At 58.5% G+C, this 17030-nt stretch carries 13 protein-coding genes; 7 read left to right on the top strand and 6 right to left on the bottom strand.

All coding sequences use genetic code 11. The features are described 5' to 3' along the window. Positions 1-48: 48 nt before the first annotated feature. The 4 genes from araG (at position 49) to AC6I8I_RS08910 (ending at position 4835) form a co-directional block, all read left to right on the top strand. The gene (gene araG, locus AC6I8I_RS08895) at positions 49-1569 is read left to right on the top strand and encodes an L-arabinose ABC transporter ATP-binding protein AraG (protein WP_312056166.1); all 1521 of its coding nucleotides are present in this window, start codon (positions 49-51) and stop codon (positions 1567-1569) included. A gap of 12 nt (positions 1570-1581) precedes the next feature. After that, complete coding sequence (araH, locus tag AC6I8I_RS08900; protein ID WP_031377613.1) at positions 1582-2568, top strand: L-arabinose ABC transporter permease AraH; 987 nt, start codon at positions 1582-1584, stop codon at positions 2566-2568. A 77-nt stretch (positions 2569-2645) separates the two neighbouring features. Continuing rightward, on the top strand, positions 2646-3563 hold the full coding sequence (gene araC / locus AC6I8I_RS08905) for an arabinose operon transcriptional regulator AraC (RefSeq protein ID WP_312056165.1): 918 nt from the start codon (positions 2646-2648) through the stop codon (positions 3561-3563). A 225-nt stretch (positions 3564-3788) separates the two neighbouring features. Next, positions 3789-4835 (top strand): oxidoreductase, encoded by a 1047-nt coding sequence (locus AC6I8I_RS08910; RefSeq protein WP_312056164.1) that lies wholly within the window; start codon positions 3789-3791, stop codon positions 4833-4835. Between the two features lie 71 nt (positions 4836-4906). Here AC6I8I_RS08910 and add read toward each other — a convergent pair whose 3' ends face one another. From add to malX, 3 genes are all read right to left on the bottom strand, one after another. Then, the gene (gene add / locus AC6I8I_RS08915; protein ID WP_312056163.1) at positions 4907-5902 is read right to left on the bottom strand and encodes an adenosine deaminase; all 996 of its coding nucleotides are present in this window, start codon (positions 5900-5902) and stop codon (positions 4907-4909) included. Between the two features lie 140 nt (positions 5903-6042). Beyond that, entirely contained in the window at positions 6043-7215 is a 1173-nt protein-coding gene (locus AC6I8I_RS08920) for a MalY/PatB family protein (protein ID WP_497828569.1), read from the bottom strand. A 16-nt stretch (positions 7216-7231) separates the two neighbouring features. Then, on the bottom strand, positions 7232-8821 hold the full coding sequence (gene malX, locus AC6I8I_RS08925) for a maltose/glucose-specific PTS transporter subunit IIBC (RefSeq protein ID WP_497828570.1): 1590 nt from the start codon (positions 8819-8821) through the stop codon (positions 7232-7234). A 175-nt stretch (positions 8822-8996) separates the two neighbouring features. Between malX and malI the strand changes: the two genes are divergently transcribed. Beyond that, positions 8997-10022 carry a Mal regulon transcriptional regulator MalI gene (gene malI / locus AC6I8I_RS08930; RefSeq protein ID WP_409456006.1) on the top strand — a complete coding sequence of 342 codons (1026 nt, stop codon included), beginning with the start codon at positions 8997-8999 and terminating at the stop codon, positions 10020-10022. 55 nt (positions 10023-10077) lie between these two features. On the opposite strand, the gene AC6I8I_RS08935 is transcribed toward malI, so the two are convergent. Together AC6I8I_RS08935 and manA are read right to left on the bottom strand one after the other, a co-directional pair. After that, positions 10078-11577 (bottom strand): YdgA family protein, encoded by a 1500-nt coding sequence (locus AC6I8I_RS08935; RefSeq protein WP_497819962.1) that lies wholly within the window; start codon positions 11575-11577, stop codon positions 10078-10080. Positions 11578-11711: 134 nt separating this feature from the next. Further along, entirely contained in the window at positions 11712-12887 is a 1176-nt protein-coding gene (gene manA, locus AC6I8I_RS08940; protein WP_497828646.1) for a mannose-6-phosphate isomerase, read from the bottom strand. 200 nt (positions 12888-13087) lie between these two features. Here manA and fumC point away from each other — a divergent pair, with 200 nt between their 5' ends. Beyond that, positions 13088-14485, top strand: a complete 1398-nt coding sequence (fumC, locus tag AC6I8I_RS08945; protein WP_312056159.1) for a class II fumarate hydratase — start codon at positions 13088-13090, stop codon at positions 14483-14485. Positions 14486-14542: 57 nt separating this feature from the next. Here fumC and tus read toward each other — a convergent pair whose 3' ends face one another. After that, complete coding sequence (tus, locus tag AC6I8I_RS08950) at positions 14543-15472, bottom strand: DNA replication terminus site-binding protein (protein ID WP_497828571.1); 930 nt, start codon at positions 15470-15472, stop codon at positions 14543-14545. A gap of 204 nt (positions 15473-15676) precedes the next feature. On the opposite strand from tus, the gene AC6I8I_RS08955 reads away from it, so the two are divergent. Continuing rightward, positions 15677-16861, top strand: coding sequence for an MFS transporter (locus tag AC6I8I_RS08955; RefSeq protein ID WP_497828572.1), 1185 nt, complete (start codon positions 15677-15679; stop codon positions 16859-16861). The last annotated feature ends 169 nt before the right edge of the window (positions 16862-17030 follow it).

Below are 17030 nucleotides of genomic sequence, written 5' to 3' on the forward strand. Positions count from 1 at the left end.
GCATTAACACCCGGCGTGGCCAGGCGGCGCGAAATAGTGAGGATAAACATGAACACTGATTCAGCATTTCTGTCGTTTCATGGCATCAGTAAAACCTTTCCTGGCGTGAAAGCGCTGCAGGATATCTCTTTCGACTGCCGCAGCGGTGAAGTCCACGCCTTAATGGGTGAGAACGGCGCAGGCAAATCGACGCTGCTGAAAATTCTCAGCGGCAGCTACCAGCCGAGCGGCGGCGAGATTCGGATTAAAGGCCAGCCGGTTAACTTCCAGCACACCACCGATGCGCTGGATGCCGGGGTGGCAATTATCTACCAGGAACTGCATCTGGTGCCGGAAATGAGCGTGGCGGAGAACATCTATCTCGGCCAGATCCCGCATAAGCATGGCCTGGTCAACCGTAAGCTGATGCGCTACGAGGCCGGTCTGCAACTGAAAAACCTCGGTATGGATATCGATCCGGATATGCCGCTGAAGTACCTGTCGCTCGGTCAGTGGCAGATGGTGGAGATCGCCAAAGCGCTGGCGCGTAACGCGCGCATTATCGCCTTTGATGAACCGACCAGTTCGCTGTCGGCGCGTGAAATCGACAACCTGTTCCGCGTCATCCGCCAGCTCCGCGAGGAGGGCCGGGTGGTGCTGTATGTGTCACACCGGATGGAAGAGATTTTTGCCCTCAGCGACGCCATCACGGTGTTCAAAGATGGCCGCTTTGTCCGCACCTTTACCGACATGGCCAACACCCATCATGACGATCTGGTGCAGGCGATGGTGGGCCGCAACCTCGGCGACATCTACGGTTATTCACCGCGTGAAAAAGGCGCGGTGCGTCTTGAGCTGGACCAGGTGGAAGCGAAGGGAGTGCGAACGCCGATTTCGCTCAAGGTCCACGCTGGCGAGATCGTCGGGCTGTTTGGTCTGGTAGGCGCCGGACGCAGCGAACTGCTGAAAGGGCTGTTCGGCGGCACGCGCCTGCGCGGTGGCCGGGTGCTGCTGGATGGCAAACCGCTGACGCTGCGCGAGCCGATCGACGCCATCCGCGCCGGCATTATGCTGTGCCCGGAAGATCGTAAAGCTGAAGGGATTATTCCGGTGCACTCGGTGCGCGACAACATCAACATCAGCGCCCGGCGTCACAACCTTACCGCAGGCTGTCTGATCAAAAACGACTGGGAGAGCCGCAACGCCGACAGCCATATCCGTTCGCTCAACATCAAAACGCCGGGCGCAGAACAGCTGATCATGAACCTCTCCGGCGGCAACCAGCAGAAGGCGATTCTCGGCCGCTGGTTATCTGAAGAGATGAAGGTGATCCTGCTGGATGAGCCGACGCGCGGCATTGACGTCGGGGCGAAACACGAAATTTATAACCTGATTTACCAACTGGCCAGCGACGGCATCGCGGTGCTGTTCGCCTCCAGCGACCTGCCGGAAGTGATGGGTCTCGCCGATCGCATCGTAGTGATGCGTGAAGGAGCGATTGCCGGTGAAGTGCTGCACGACGACGCCACGGAGCAGCAGACGCTGAGCCTGGCAATGCCAAAAACCACACAAGCGGCCGCCGTGGCCTGACAGGAGAGCAACATGGCTTCATCCACGACCTCAAATACGCCGCCGCCAGCCTCACGCAGCGGCCTGCAGTTTGGTCGCATCTGGGACAATTTCGGCATGCTGGTGGTGTTTGCGCTGCTGTTTATTGCCTGTGCGGTGTTTGTGCCGAACTTCGGTTCATTTATCAATATGAAAGGCCTCGGGCTGGCGATGTCGATGTCCGGCATGGTCGCCTGCGGCATGCTGTTCTGTCTGGCCTCCGGCGATTTCGATCTGTCGGTCGCCTCGGTCATCGCCTGTGCCGGCGTGGTCACCGCGGTGGTGATCAACATGACCGAAAGCCTGTGGATTGGCGTAGCAGCCGGTCTGGTGCTCGGCATGCTTACCGGCTTTATCAATGGCTTTGTCATCGCCCGCCTGAAGATCAATGCGTTGATCACCACCCTGGCGACCATGCAGATCGTGCGCGGGCTGGCCTACATCTTCTCCGACGGTAAAGCGGTTGGTATCGAAGATGAACGCTTCTTCGCACTCGGGTTTGCCAACTGGCTGGGCGTTCCTGCGCCCATCTGGCTGACCATCGCCACCATGCTGATCTTCGGCTTCCTGCTGAATAAAACCACCTTTGGCCGTAATACGCTGGCGATTGGCGGTAATGAAGAAGCGGCGCGACTGGCCGGGGTGCCGGTGGTGCGGACCCGAATCATTATCTTTATTCTGTCCGGTCTGGTGTCAGCCGCGGCGGGCATCATTCTGGCTTCACGCATGACCAGTGGTCAGCCAATGACCTCACTGGGTTATGAGCTGGTGGTGATCTCCGCCTGCGTGCTGGGCGGCGTCTCGCTGAAGGGCGGCATCGGTAAAATCTCCTACGTGGTTGCCGGGGTACTGATCCTCGGAACCGTTGAGAATGCGATGAATTTATTGAATATCTCGCCATTCTCACAGTATGTGGTGCGCGGTCTGATACTGTTAGCAGCGGTGATATTTGACCGCTACAAACAAAAGCATAAAGCCTGATTTGGCGAGCAGTTAACCCGCGGATGCATCAGGTGTCCGCGGGTGATCCGATCAATGACAGACTGAGTGAGGACACTATGTATCACCGTGAATTACCGGCCGAGCAGCAAAATCCCTTACTGCCGGGCTATTCGTTCAATGCCTGGCTGGTGGCGGGGCTGACGCCGATTACCGCCGACGGTCCGCTGGACTTTTTTATCGATCGTCCGCACGGCATGAAGGGTTACATTCTCAATCTCACCATTAAAGGCAAAGGACGGGTATTCGATGGCGAGCGGGCCTTTGACTGCGAGCCGGGCGAAATGCTGCTGTTTCAGCCTAAAACCGCCCACTACTATGGTCGCGCGCCTGACAGCCCACAGTGGTTTCATCGCTGGGTCTATTTCCGGCCGCGCGCCTACTGGCACGACTGGCTGCGCTGGCAGGATGAGCAGGAGGGCGTCGGCCGTCTGCTGTTGCCGGAATCGCTGCGCGGCGAATTCGACCGGCTGTTTGCCAGTATCGAACAGACCCATAACTCCGGCCGCCGCTTTGCCGAAGAGCTGGCGATGAACCTGCTGGAGCGCCTGCTGCTGCGAGCGGTGGAAGAGGATCCGCGCAGTCATCAGCTGATCCGCGATCCACGGGTGATTGAAGCCTGTCAGTACGTCACCAATCATCTGGCCAGCGAAGTGAAAATTGAAGAGGTGGCGCGCCACGTCTGCCTGTCACCGTCGCGGCTGGCGCACCTGTTCCGCGAACAGATGGGGGTTAACCTGCTGCGCTGGCGTGAAGATCAGCGAGTGATTCGCGCCAAACTGCTGCTGCAAACCACCCAGGAACCGATCGCTACCGTCGGGCGCGAAGTCGGCTATGACGACCAGCTTTACTTTTCCCGGGTGTTCCGTAAGCGGGTCGGCGTCAGCCCGAGTGACTTCCGTCGCCGTAATCAGGATGCGCACGACAATCTGGCGGCGCAAACCGCCTGGCCGATGGCACAGAGTGCTATCTCTTAGTTTTTTCGGGATATTCCTCCTTGTCCTGGCCTGGTTAATAGTCTTAAATCAATCAGGTTAGCAACTAAGTGCCTATCCCTTTAGGCTATTTTATTTGTCAGTCTGAACCTGGGCAGTGCTCACAATCCTCACGCACCCGGTGTACGCTGCGGTTATTCCGCGCTGTTCTGGCCCAGACTGTCTGCAAAATTACGCCTGGCGGGATAGACTCCATGAGGAATTAAAATGAGCGATAAACTGCGTGTTGGCCTGATCGGTTACGGTTTTGCCAGCAAAACGTTTCATGCCCCGCTGATTGCGGGCACCCCGGACGTTGAGCTGGCCGCTATTTCCAGTAGCGATGCCAGCAAAGTCCACGCCGACTGGCCTGCCGTTCAGGTAGTGGCCGATCCTCAGGCGCTGCTGGACGACCCGTCTCTGCAATTGATTGTTATTCCTACCCCCAACGATACCCACTTTCCGCTGGCCAAAGCGGCGCTGAATGCCGGTAAGCATGTGGTGGTCGATAAGCCGTTTACCGTGACGTTGTCACAGGCGCGCGAGCTGGATGCCTTAGCCAGGGCGAAAGGGCTGTTGTTATCGGTGTTCCATAACCGCCGCTGGGACAGTGATTTCCTGACGCTGAAATCGTTGATCGACGCCGGTACGCTGGGCGAGGTCCGCTATTTCGAGTCGCACTTTGACCGCTTCCGTCTGGAAGTGCGTCAGCGCTGGCGTGAAATGAAAGGCGCCGGTAGCGGTATCTGGTATGACCTGGGACCGCATCTGCTGGATCAGGCGCTGCAGCTGTTTGGCCCGCCGGTGGCGATTAACGTTGATCTGGCCGAGATGCGGCCGGGCGCGCAAACCACCGACTACTTCCACGCGACGCTGACCTATCCACAGCGCCGCGTGGTGCTGCACGCCAGCATGCTGGTAGCGGCCGAGTCACCGCGTTACACCGTGCACGGCACCCGCGGCAGCTACGTCAAATATGGTCTCGATCCACAGGAAGATCGCCTTAAATCCGGTGATTTCCCGCCGCAGGAAGATTGGGGTTACGACATGCGTGACGGCACCCTGACGCTGGTCGACGGCGATTCACTGACCGAAACCAGCCAGTTGACGCAGCCGGGTAACTATCCGGCTTACTATGCGGGCATTCGTGATGCGATTGCCGGTCGCGGCAGTAACCCGGTGACGGCAGAAGAGGCGATTCAGGTGATGGAGCTGATTGAGCTCGGACTGCAATCGGCCGAGAAACGCCAGACGCTGTCGCTGAAGCGCGGCTGATCGCCTGATTAACTGTCAGATGCAAAACGGGCCGGTTATCCGGCCCGTTTGTTTTCTCTGAAGCTACAGCCTTACTGCACGCGGGCGCGGACTGCGGCTTTCTCGGCGTCGCTGAGAAACGCAATCGTCAGACCATTTTCCTGCGCCTGACGGATCTGCGCCGCGCTAAGACCGGCAGCCGGTGCGGCATGGTGATACTCATGCGCCAGCTCAATGCCCTGAACCGCCGGATCATCTGTGTTGATCGTCGCCAGAATGCCGTGCTCAAGGAAGGCCTTCAGTGGATGCTGCGCCAGTGACGCCACGGTGCTGGTCTGAATGTTGGAGGTCAGGCAGGATTCAATCCCGATGTGGTGCTCTGCGAGGAAATCCATCAGCGCCCGATCTTCAATCGCCTTCACACCGTGGCCGATACGCTCGGCACCCAGCTCACGAATCGCCTGCCAGATGCTCTCCGGGCCGGCTGCTTCACCAGCGTGCACCGTCACCCGGAAACCGGCATCGCGTGCCTGGGTAAAGTGGCTGAGGAACTCGCTGCCGGGGAAGCCCAGTTCATCGCCCGCCAGATCGACGGCGGTGATGTGATCGCGATGCGCCAGCAGGCCATCCAGCTCGGCCAGGCAGGCTTCTTCGCCGAAGGTCCGGCTCATGATGCCAATCAGGCGCACGTCGATATTGTGCTGCTGGCAACCGGCTCTGACGCCATCAATCACCGCTTCGACCACACCAGCAATCGGCAGATGATGGGTCATCGCCATATAGCCCGGCGAGAAGCGCAGTTCCGCATAGTGAATGCCGGCACGAGCCGCATCTTCAACATTTTCCAGCGCAATACGGCGGCAGGCTTCGAGGTCGCCCAGCACCTTCACGCCCCAGTCGAGTTTTTGCAGGAAGCTTACCAGGTCAGGCTCGTTGTCGCCCACCTGCACGTGCGGACGCAGCGTGTCCAGCGTGGTGGCGGGCAGGGCAAGGTTAAACTGGCGACCCAGATCAAGAATGGTTTGTGCACGGATGTTGCCATCGAGATGGCGATGAATATCGGTAAGAGGAAGGGTAGTATCGATCATGGTGCACTCGCTCAGTGGTAACTAAAGTGCATAACATTATAAAAATATCTTGCGCAACAGCGCCAGCTATTTGCGCAACAACCGGCCCGGATGCTGTTTAATTACTCACAACCGGCCGGTATGGCGCGCAAATCGCTTTGTCAGGCGGACGAGGCGTGAATCGCGGCAATCAGCCGGCTGACGCCGTCTTCGACCTTGCTGCGCGGACAGCCCACGTTGAGGCGCAGGAAACCCTGGCCGGCGCTGCCGTAGGTTGAACCGGGCATAATCGCCACGCGCTGCTGAATCAGCGCCTGCTGCAACGTCTGTTCGGCGATGCCGAGCGGATTAAGATCGATCCAGGCGAGATAGGTCGCCTGAGGCGGCTGCCAGTCAAGCTGCGGGAAGGCGGCGTTAAGCCGGTCGGCCACCCGCATCAGGTTACCTGTCAGATAGTCACGCAGCGCATCAAGCCACGGCGCGCCGTGCCGGTAAGCGGCGATGTGCGCGGCAACCGCGAGCACCGCCGGTGAGGAGAGTCCGTCGGCGTTCTTAAGCGCCTGAAACCAGGCCGCCCGATCGGCTGGCTGCGGAATAATGCCCCAGGCACCGGTCAGCCCCGGCAGGTTGAAGCTTTTCGATGCCGAGGTAAACAGCGCCCAGTCGCCACCCGCCACCCGGGCCCACGGCGTATGTGGCCGATCGCCGACCATCATATCCATATGGATCTCATCACTGATCACCCGAACGTGATGACGCTCGCACAGTTCAGCCATCTGCTGCAGTTCGGCTGCCGTCCAGACTTTGCCGGTGGGATTGTGCGGGCTACACAGCAGCAGGATTTTGCAGCACGGACGCGCCAGCTTCGCCGCCAGCGCCGACATATCACAGTGCCACTGCTGGCCCACCTGCTGCAACGGCATTTCCAGCACCTGTCGCTGGTTGCCGTGCACGGTTTTGTAAAATGCATCGTAGGCCGGCGTGTGGATCAGCACTTCATCGCCCACCTCGCTCCAGTGCCGGATCATCTGCGCCACCATGTAGATCACCGAAGGCCCATAAACCAGTGAATCGGGCAACGGCTGATAGCCGAACCGGCTGGCCATCCAGTGGCAGCAGGCCGACAGGAATTCATCATGCTGCCAGCGGCTGTAGCCGAACACGCCGTGATCGAGACGCTGACGCAGCGCGTCGAGCACCACCGGCGCGGTTTTGAAATCCATATCGGAGATAGTGAATGGCAGCAGATCGGGCACGCCAAAGCGATCGGCGACAAAATCCCACTGGGTCGACCAGCTGCCACGGCGATCGATAACCTGATCAAAATTAAACATTTCGGCTCCCGGTAGGTTAAGCGGTGACGTTCATCAGCGTCGACAGTTCGTCTTTCACCGACTGCACCTGGGGCCCAATCACCACCTGCAGGCTGGTCTGGTTAAGGTGCACCACGCCGATTGCGCCGTTGGCTTTCAGCGCCGCATCGTTGACCTTGCTCATGTCGGCGATGGTCAGACGCAGGCGCGTCAGGCAGTTATCCAGCGAGGTGATATTTTCCACCCCGCCCAGCGCCGCCAGAATGGCCGGTGAGTTGTAGCCTGACTTGCCTTTACCGGCATTGCTGACCTGCTGCGCCAGTGCGCTGGCACGTTCCACTTCGCGGCCCGGCGTTTTGATATTGAAGTGCAGGATGGCAAAACGAAAGATCAGGTAGTAACCGGCAAACCAGATCGCCGCCACCACCGGCACCCAATACCATTTGGTCGACAGTCCATGCAGCACGCCAAACACCACGAAGTCGATAACGTTGCCGTCGGTGTTGCCGATGGTCACGCCCAGTATCGCCATCAGGCTAAAGCCGATGCCGGTTAACAGCGCATGGATCAGATAGAGGAACGGCGCGACGAATAAAAACAGGAACTCAATCGGTTCGGTGGTGCCGCCAACCACACAGGCCACCACGCCGGAAATCAATAATCCTTTAATTTTATGGCGATTTTCCGGACGGGCGCAGTGATAGATAGCCAGCGCAGCGCCAGGCAGGCCACCGAGGAAGGAGGGCATTTTGCCCTGCGACAGGAAGCGGGTGGCGCTTTCGGCAAAGCCATGGGTTTCCGGGCAGGCCAGCTGCGCCTGGAAGATGGTCAGAGCGCCGCTGACGCTTTTGCCGCACACCTCAAGCGTGCCGCCCGCATCGGTAAAACGCATGATCGCCACCAGAATATGCTGCAGGCCAAACGGCAGCAGTAAACGCTCACCGGTGCCAAAGATCATCGGTCCGAAATCGCCGGCGCTGTTGATCATCCAGCCGAGTCCGGTAATGCCGCGTGCGAAGAAAGGCCAGATCAACGGGACTACCAGCCCCAGCATGCCGATCACCAGCGTGGTAATGATCGGCACAAAGCGGGTGCCGCCAAAGAAAGCCAGCGCATCGGGTAGCCGGATGTTATGAAAACGCTCATGCAGCCAGAACACCACAATGCCAACAATCACCGCACCCAGAATGCCGGTATCAATCGACGGAATACCGAGTATCGACTGGACGTTGTTGGCTTTCAGCACGGCGGCATCGGTGGTAGGCAGAATGCCATTGATATTGAGCCAGAAGTTGATACTGAGGTTAAGCACCGCATAGCCAACAAAGCCGGCAAACGCCGCCACGCCTTTGTTTTCACGCGCCATGCCAAGTGGGATCGCCACGGCAAACATCACCGGCAAATAACTAAAGGCGAAGGAGCCAAGTTTCGCCATCCACAGAAACAGATACTGCAGCCACGGCTGATCGAGCAGCGGTAACAGCGTCAAAACATCATGGCTGCTCAGCGAACTGCCGATACCCAGCATGATGCCGCAGAATGAGAGCAGGGCAACCGGCAGCATAAAGGTTTTCCCCAGGCTCTGGAAAAACTCCCAGACAGACATTTTTTGTTGAGGTGCGGGCATGATGGCTCCGGCGGCAGTGAGTCACAGTGAAAAAGTGAACAGATGATAAAACGTTTTATCAGGGTGATTTGCGCGCTGAATCACACTCTTCCGGCGAGGGCTGATATTATTTTTCCGCTTTAAGGTGTAACGTTTTATCAATTATTCTGGCATTTTTATTCGGGCAAATATCCGCATGAGCAGAATTACCATCCATGATGTGGCCGCCGCTGCAGGCGTTTCGGTCACCACCGTCTCTCTGGTGCTCTCCGGCAAAGGGCGGATTTCTGCTGAAACCATGGCGCGGGTTAACCAGACCATTGAGCAACTGGGCTTTGTGCGCAACCGCTCTGCGACCATGCTGCGCGGCGGTGAAAGCGGGGTGATTGGACTGATCGTCCGCGATCTCAGCCAGCCGTTTTACGCGGAAATGACCGCCGGGCTCAGTGAGGCGCTGGAAAAGCAGGGCAAATTGCTGTTTCTGACCCAGAGCGGGCGTCAGGGCCAGCAGCTGGAGCGCTGCTTTGAGTCGCTGGTGGCGCAGGGGGTGGACGGCGTGGTGCTGGGCGGCGGGGCGGATAAGGCTGACAGAATAGTGGCCCGTGCCCGTGAGCTGAACATTGCGCTGGTCTGCGCCGCGCGTGCCAGCAGTCTGGAACAGGTGGATGCGATCCGGCCGGATAACGCTCAGGCGGCGCGTCTTGCCACCGAATATCTGATCCGCCAGGGGCATCAGCGCATCGCCTGGCTGGGTGGCCATAGCGCTTCGTTAACCCGGGCAGAACGTCTTGGCGGCTACTGCGCCACGCTGCTGCAATATGGCTTGCCGTTCCGGCCCGAGTGGATTATTGAGTGCGGTAATACGCAAAAAGAGGCGGCCGAGGCGGCGGTCCTGCTGCTGCAACAGCATCCGCGACTGACGGCGATACTGGCCTACAATGCCACCACCGCGCTGGGCTGTTATTTTGGCCTGCTGCGCACCGGTCGGACGTTCGCCCGCGGCGCGGTCGACAGCTACTATGGACAACAGCTGGCGCTGATGGGATTTGGCGACGAACCGCAGGCTGAGCTGACCGATCCGCCGCTGACGGTTGTCACCAGTTCGGCGCGCGAGATTGGCCGCGTGGCGGCAGAACGTATCCTGCAACGGCTGGCGCAACCGGATGCCGCACGGCAGAATGTGATTATGCCGCCGCAGCTGATTATTCGCGGCTCAGCATAAAAAAAGGCGACGCCAGCGTTAACCCTGGCGTCGCCTTTTTATCACCGGTCAGCCGTTACTGCGGCATGCCTTCACTGGTCGGCATACCCAGCATATAGCGAGACATAAACTGCTCCAGCGTCATCTTGTCGCCGTTCATATTCACCTGGCCGTTAGCGTACTGCAGGCTGGTGACGATGTTGTTATCCTGCTGCTGGGTCAGACGGAACATCTGTCCCATCGCCGCCAGACCTTTAACCTGCTGATCGGCCAGCTTCTGTGCATCATCGGCCTGATAACCTTCTGCCAGACCCACTTTGTGCATGGTTTCGGTCGCCATCGGCATGTTGATGATCAGTTTCGCATCCAGCGTTTTCAGCACCCGGTCAACCATCGCGTTCAGCGTTTGCGGTTCGCCGGTCACGGTAGCGGGATCGTTAAAGTTGGCGGTCAGATTAAAGGTGCTTTCACCTTTATCATTCTTCCAGCTCAGCGGGGCGATGCTGATCGAAGGCGATCCTTTCAGCAGAACCGGCAGGTTGCTCATCAGGATGGCGTTGACGCCCGCCTGGTAGCGAATCGGATCGTCCGCCAGGCCTTTCTGGCTGGTGAGATCCTGCATCTGGGCGTTGTAGCGATCGGAGAAAGCTTTCACCGCCTGCGCATCGAACTGCGACAGCTTCATTTTCAGCGCAGCCTGACCGAAATCCTGTTTCTGCAGCTGAACGCTATCAACCTTGTAATCAATGTTGCCGCCGATCTTACCGGCACTGTTGTCGAACGAAGAGGAACCCTTCATCTTGTGCAGCGTCAGCGCATCCTGACCGTTAATGCTGGCGTTGACCTTCTCAACATCGATCGACTGATCGCCGACCCGCACGCCTTCCGGACTCAGATGGGTATTGCCGTTGAGCTTCAGGCCATTGACGGTGAACAGCACCGGCTGACCCATCTCATTTTTGCTGGTCAGCGCCAGGCTATCAACGTCACTTTCCAGCGAGACTTTATCGCCTTTATTGTCGGCGCTGACGTTAAGCGTGCCGCCATTGGTCGCCAGACGCTCGCCGCTCTGTGCATTCTGATAGTCGATCGGCAGAATACGCAGTGCGGTATCGGTCGCGCCGCTGTAGCCAATGCGGGTATCGGCATTGATCAGCGATTTGTTTTGCGTCAGTTCAAACAGCTTCTTCACCGCATCGGTGTTGGCCAGTTCACTGTGCACCGAGGCCATGCTCGGGATCAGATTGAAATGCTTCAGCTGCGCAAACGGGAACGGGCCGTGATCGATGGTTTCGTTCAGGATCACGCTCTGACCCGGCTTCAGCAGGGCGTTATCTTCCGTCTGCGAGCTGGCCTGAATCACCAGGTTGGCTTTGCTGCTGAAAACGCCGCGCTGATAATCCTGATAGCTGATCTTCAGTCGGCTGTTCGGGGCATAAGCATTCAGCTGGGTATTGGCGTTCTGCACCAGCTGGTCCATGTGATTTTCAAGCTGCTTGCCGGTGAACCATGCCGCGCCGGTCCAGATTACGCCCAGCGCGATGATCACGCCCACGGCAACGTTGGTCTTTTTCATTGCTGATTCGTCCTTATCCTTGAGTCCGCTTACGCCGCAGGTTAGCCCCGACGACTGAAGAAAAAACGCCCGCGGGCGTTTTAAAAGCTAATAGGTTGAAATAATAGCAGTTAACCGCAGATCCGTCAGCCGTATCACCCTAACTGGTTAAATACCCGTGCTAACCGGCCGGTTCCGGCGACCGTTACCGGCGTTTCGCTGGCGGCAACAAAACAGGATTCGCCCGGTTGCAGCGTCAGCTGCTGCTGGTCCTTCGCCACCACCGCCTGTCCTCCGATGCAGAACAACAGCGCCGCGCTCTGCTGATCCAGCGTCTGCGGCTGCGCGCTCAGGGTATGGATCGCAAAGGCGAAATCGTCGACCGGAATCGGAAAGTGCAGGCTGCTGCCATGCTGCTCCGGCTGCGTCAGCAGCGCACTGGCGGGCTTCTCGTCAAATTTGAGGTTGGCCATCAGTTCCGGGATATCGATATATTTCGGCGTTAAGCCGGCCCGCAGCACGTTATCGGAGTTCGCCATCACTTCCAGCGCCACGCCTTTCAGGTAGGCGTGCGGCGTTTCAGCATAGAGGAACATCGCTTCGCCCGGCTGCAGGGTAATCACGTTGAGCAGCAGCGGTGAAAACAGACCGCTGTCGTCCGGGTAGTTGGCGGCGATCACGCTGATAGTCTGCCAGGGTTCGCCCTGCTGGTGGCCGGACACCGATTTCAGTATCCCCAGCGCCAGCGATTTGGCTTCACCGTCCAGCGACAGCAGGGTGGAAAACAGGGTCGCCAGATTGTCCCGATCGGGATGCTGCAGGAAATGGGCAATCTGCGGATGGGCACCGGCCACCGGCTCAAGCAGCGAAACCATTTCGGTCAGCGGGCGGAAACCGTTCATCGCCTGGAAGGGCGTCAGGGCATAGACCAGCTCGGGTTTATGGTTGGCATCTTTATAGTTGCGTTCGGCGGCGTCCAGCGGAATGCCGGCGGCATTTTCACGCGCAAAACCGGCTTCCGCGGCGCTTTTGCTGGGATGTACCTGAATCGACAGCGGCTGCTCGGCGCACAGCACTTTGAACAGGAAAGGCAGTTCACCGAAGCGTTGTGCCACCGCATCGCCGAGGGTGGCGGTCGGGTTGGCGTCAATCACCTCGCGCAGCGAGCGCGAACTCCCCTGGTCGTCAACGGTAGACGGACTCTTCGGATGCGCCCCCATCCACAGCTCGGCCATCGGTAACCCCTGCGGATTGGCAATGCCGTACAGTTCGGTTAAGGCTGTTTTGCTACCCCACGCGTAATTCTGCAGCGAATTGTTCATTTTTTGCATCATATAACCCTTCATCACGGGATGTTATTGGCGCTATTAAAGCAGAAAGTGCCAGGGAAAATACATATCAAGTGCAAAAGGACGCTAAGCTCTCATAATGTTAAATTATTGTATGTCATTATCTTGCCCGCCCGAATGTCGCCCACAGGACGATGCGCTGGGCGGGCATTCACTTCAAACAGAGCGAAGGAGACGTATTCATGGCAGCCAACCGCATTGAGAAAGATTCAATGGGCCCCATTGATGTACCGGCTGATAAACTGTGGGGCGCGCAAACGCAGCGCTCGCTGGAACACTTCCGCATCTCAACAGAAAAAATGCCGACCGCGCTGGTTCACGCGCTGGCGCTGACCAAACGCGCCGCTGCTGCGGTTAACCGCGATCTGGGGCTGCTGCCGGCCGATCGCGCCGAAGCGATCATTAACGCGGCGGATGAAGTGCTGGCCGATAAGCACAGCGACGAGTTCCCGTTAGCCATCTGGCAGACCGGGTCCGGCACCCAGACCAACATGAACATGAATGAAGTGCTGGCCAACCGCGCCAGCGAAATTCTGGGCGGTGAGCGGGGCATGTCGCGCCTGGTCCATCCGAATGATGATGTTAACAAGAGCCAGAGTTCGAATGACGTCTTCCCGACCGCGATGCACGTGGCCGCGGTCATCGCCCTGCGCGAGCAGCTGATCCCGCAGATTCAGGTGTTAAAAAAGACCCTGAGCGAGAAGTCAGAGGCGTTCAAAGATATCGTCAAAATTGGCCGTACTCACCTGCAGGACGCCACGCCGCTGACGCTCGGCCAGGAGATTTCCGGCTGGGTGGCGATGCTCGAACATAATCTGAAGCACATCGAGCAGAGCATTCCGCACGTGGCGGAACTGGCGCTGGGCGGCACTGCCGTCGGCACCGGCCTGAACACCCATCCGGAGTATGCGGTCCGGGTGGCGAAAGCGCTGGCCGACCTGACTCAGCAACCGTTTGTTACCGCACCGAATAAGTTTGAAGCGCTGGCAACCTGTGATGCGCTGGTGCATGCTCACGGCGCGCTGAAAGGGCTGGCGGCCTCGCTGATGAAAATCGCCAACGACGTGCGCTGGCTCTCCTCCGGTCCGCGCTGCGGCATTGGTGAAATCGCCATTCCGGAAAACGAACCTGGCAGCTCGATCATGCCGGGTAAAGTCAACCCGACCCAGTGTGAAGCGATGACCATGCTCTGCTGTCAGGTGATGGGCAACGACGTGGCCATCAACATGGGCGGCGCGTCCGGTAACTTCGAGCTGAACGTGTTCCGTCCGATGGTGATCCATAACTTCCTGCAGTCGATTCGTCTGCTGGCGGATGGGATGGATAGCTTCAATCATCACTGCGCGATTGGCATTGAACCGGTTCGCGAGCGTATCGAACAGCTGCTGAATGAGTCACTGATGCTGGTGACGGCGCTGAATACCCATATCGGTTATGACAAAGCGGCCGAAATCGCCAAGAAAGCCCATAAAGAGGGGCTGACGCTGAAAGGCGCGGCGCTGAAGCTGGGCTATCTGACCGAAGAGCAGTTTGACGCCTGGGTGCGTCCGGAAGAGATGGTTGGCAGCATGAAGTCGTAAGCCTTCTGCTGTACATCTGCTGTAAAAAGGCCAGCGCGTGCTGGCCTTTTTTATGCCTTAAATCGGGCAGTCGACCCACAGATGCAGCCGCGGGATCAGCAGGTTAAGCGGCTCGGCGGCTAGCTTATGGCGATAGGTAATGTTATCGGCATCGTAATTCAGCAGTTCACCCAGCACCGGCACCTGGCTGCGGTCGTGGCAGATCACCAGAATCGGCGACGGACAGGCCAGCTGCGTCTGCTTTTTCTGATCGGCACGCCAGACCCGCGCCACCGGCTGGACTTTGACCGGGCGCTTAATCTTCAGCCTGGCCGAGGCGGGCAGGGCGCGCACGCTGGCTAACTCCTCCTGCACTTTTTCTGCCCACTGTTCGCGTGACCACGGCGCCTGCGCCCGACCCGCCTTCAGGCTTTTTTCCAGCTGAGCGATCACCTCTTCACGCTGCATATTTTTGATGATGTGCTTATTCGCCCAGCCAAAACGCAGGCTGTCGGGTGCGCTGAGCAGGGTGATAGTGCGATAGGCATTCAGGGTGATCAGCCCACGCAGATGCTGATGGACAAATTCGAACCGTGCCTCGGCTGGCAAGCCGGACTCAACCGTAATCAGCTGCTCCAGTCGCGCTTTAAGCTGATTGATGCTGTCGACCAGCGCGCTGATCTCCGCCTCACGCTGCTCATCACACTCAATGCATAGCGCACCCGGCAGACGGACCGCCGCCTTGGTGCTGAGCTGCTCCGACTGATGCTGCATGAACAGACGGCAGTAGTGGTTCAGCGCCAGCGTTAAGGCGTGCTGCCCCAGATGCTGCTCCACTGTGATTTGAGTAATCGCCTCATGCTCACGGCCTTTCACTATCGGCGGCAGGCTGAATACCCGGGCAATCAGCAGCGGCTGGGCCTCAATCTGCTGGCGCAACTCGCCCAGCGCCTGCTCTAAATCGTTTACGCATTGATGCATATCTGACACTAAGTCGTAGCGCGCCATGTTGAGCCTCCATAGTTACAACGTCCATAATGTGGCAGAAGCGGCGGATGGACGCAATAGTGATAATAGTTACAACATACTGTTAGTTATACCGTTAACAACCGTGCCGCCATCCGGGCGTAAGCAGGCTTAAACCGCGGCATCCATTTTTCCTTATCTCAGAACATGTTATAAAAATGGTTTGCCCGCTAACGGATAGCTGACGTGAACCAGACCAAAAAACCCGGCGTCGCCGCCATTATTACGCTCGGCGCGATACAGATCCTGTCGTGGGGCGGTTCGTTCTATCTGATGGCGGTAATGGCAAACCCGATAGCAGCAGAAACCGGCTGGTCGCAACAGTGGATTTATGGTGCGCTGTCGACCGGCATTCTGGTGTCGGGACTGCTGGCACCGCTCAGTGGCCGGATTATTGCCCGCACCGGTGGCCGCCTGCTGCTGGCGATGAGTGGGGCGGTGATGGCGCTGGGGCTGGTGATGATGGCGTTCAGCTATCATCTGCCGCTGTTGCTGTTCGCCTGGGTGATTATTGGCATCGGGATGGCGATGGGGCTGTATGATGCGCTGTTTGCTACCCTCGGCACCTACTATGGCGCTCAGGCGCGCGCGGCAATTACCGGCATCACCCTGATCTCCGGCTTCTGTACCACCCTGGTGTGGCCGGGGACGGCACTGTTGATTCACGCCCTCGGCTGGCGGGGTGCCTGTCTGGCGATTGCCGGGCTGTTAACGCTCTGCGTGCTGCCAGCGTATCTGTATGCCTTACCGGCAACGCGGGCGGTAAAGCCGGTTAACGCCCGGACACCGCAATCGTCTTCCACGGAGATTGCCCCCGGTTTGTTCTGGCTGCTGTGCGCTATCTTCACCCTGGCATCGGTGATCATGACCGCCATTTCCGTGCAGCTGATTACCCTGTTGCAGGCCAGCGGCCACACGCTGACCTCGGCGCTGGCGATCAGCGCGGTGCTGGGGCCCTGTCAGGTGGGGGCGCGAATTGTGGATATCGCCTTTAAGCGCAGCCACCCGATCCGCACCACTTTTTTCTCGGTCGGCCTGGTGGCGCTTGGCTTGCTGTTGCTGGCGCTGGCACCGCAGATGGCGCTGCTGAGCATGGTGCTTTACGGCGCAGGGAATGGTTTACGTGCCATTGTGCGCGGAACTTTACCGCTGGCGATGGTCAAACCAGAGTCTTATGCGATTGTGGTGGGCCGGATGGCCCGCCCGGCGTTGATGGGACAGGCGCTGACGCCGTTGATCGGCGGCTATGTATTTGAAAGGATGGGTGGTTCAGCAACACTGTGGTTGCTTTGCGGGTTAGCAATCTTTAACGTGGTGTTGGTGATGATACTGAAACACCGGTTGCCCGCCGCGCCAGCCGACATCGCCTGACGGGCTGACCGCACGGAACGCCGATGACGCGGGCTGTTAGCAGGCTAAGCACCTTGTGCTATCAGGCTGCCGGCTTTGGTGAATACGTGCCTTGTCACCGCTGGCTTGCTTCTAAAAAGCAACAGTGTTTGTTATATTTATTGCTCATTGATTGTTCACTTATGCGGCA

This window comes from Pantoea sp. X-Soil-YNGN-775, assembly GCF_059730575.1.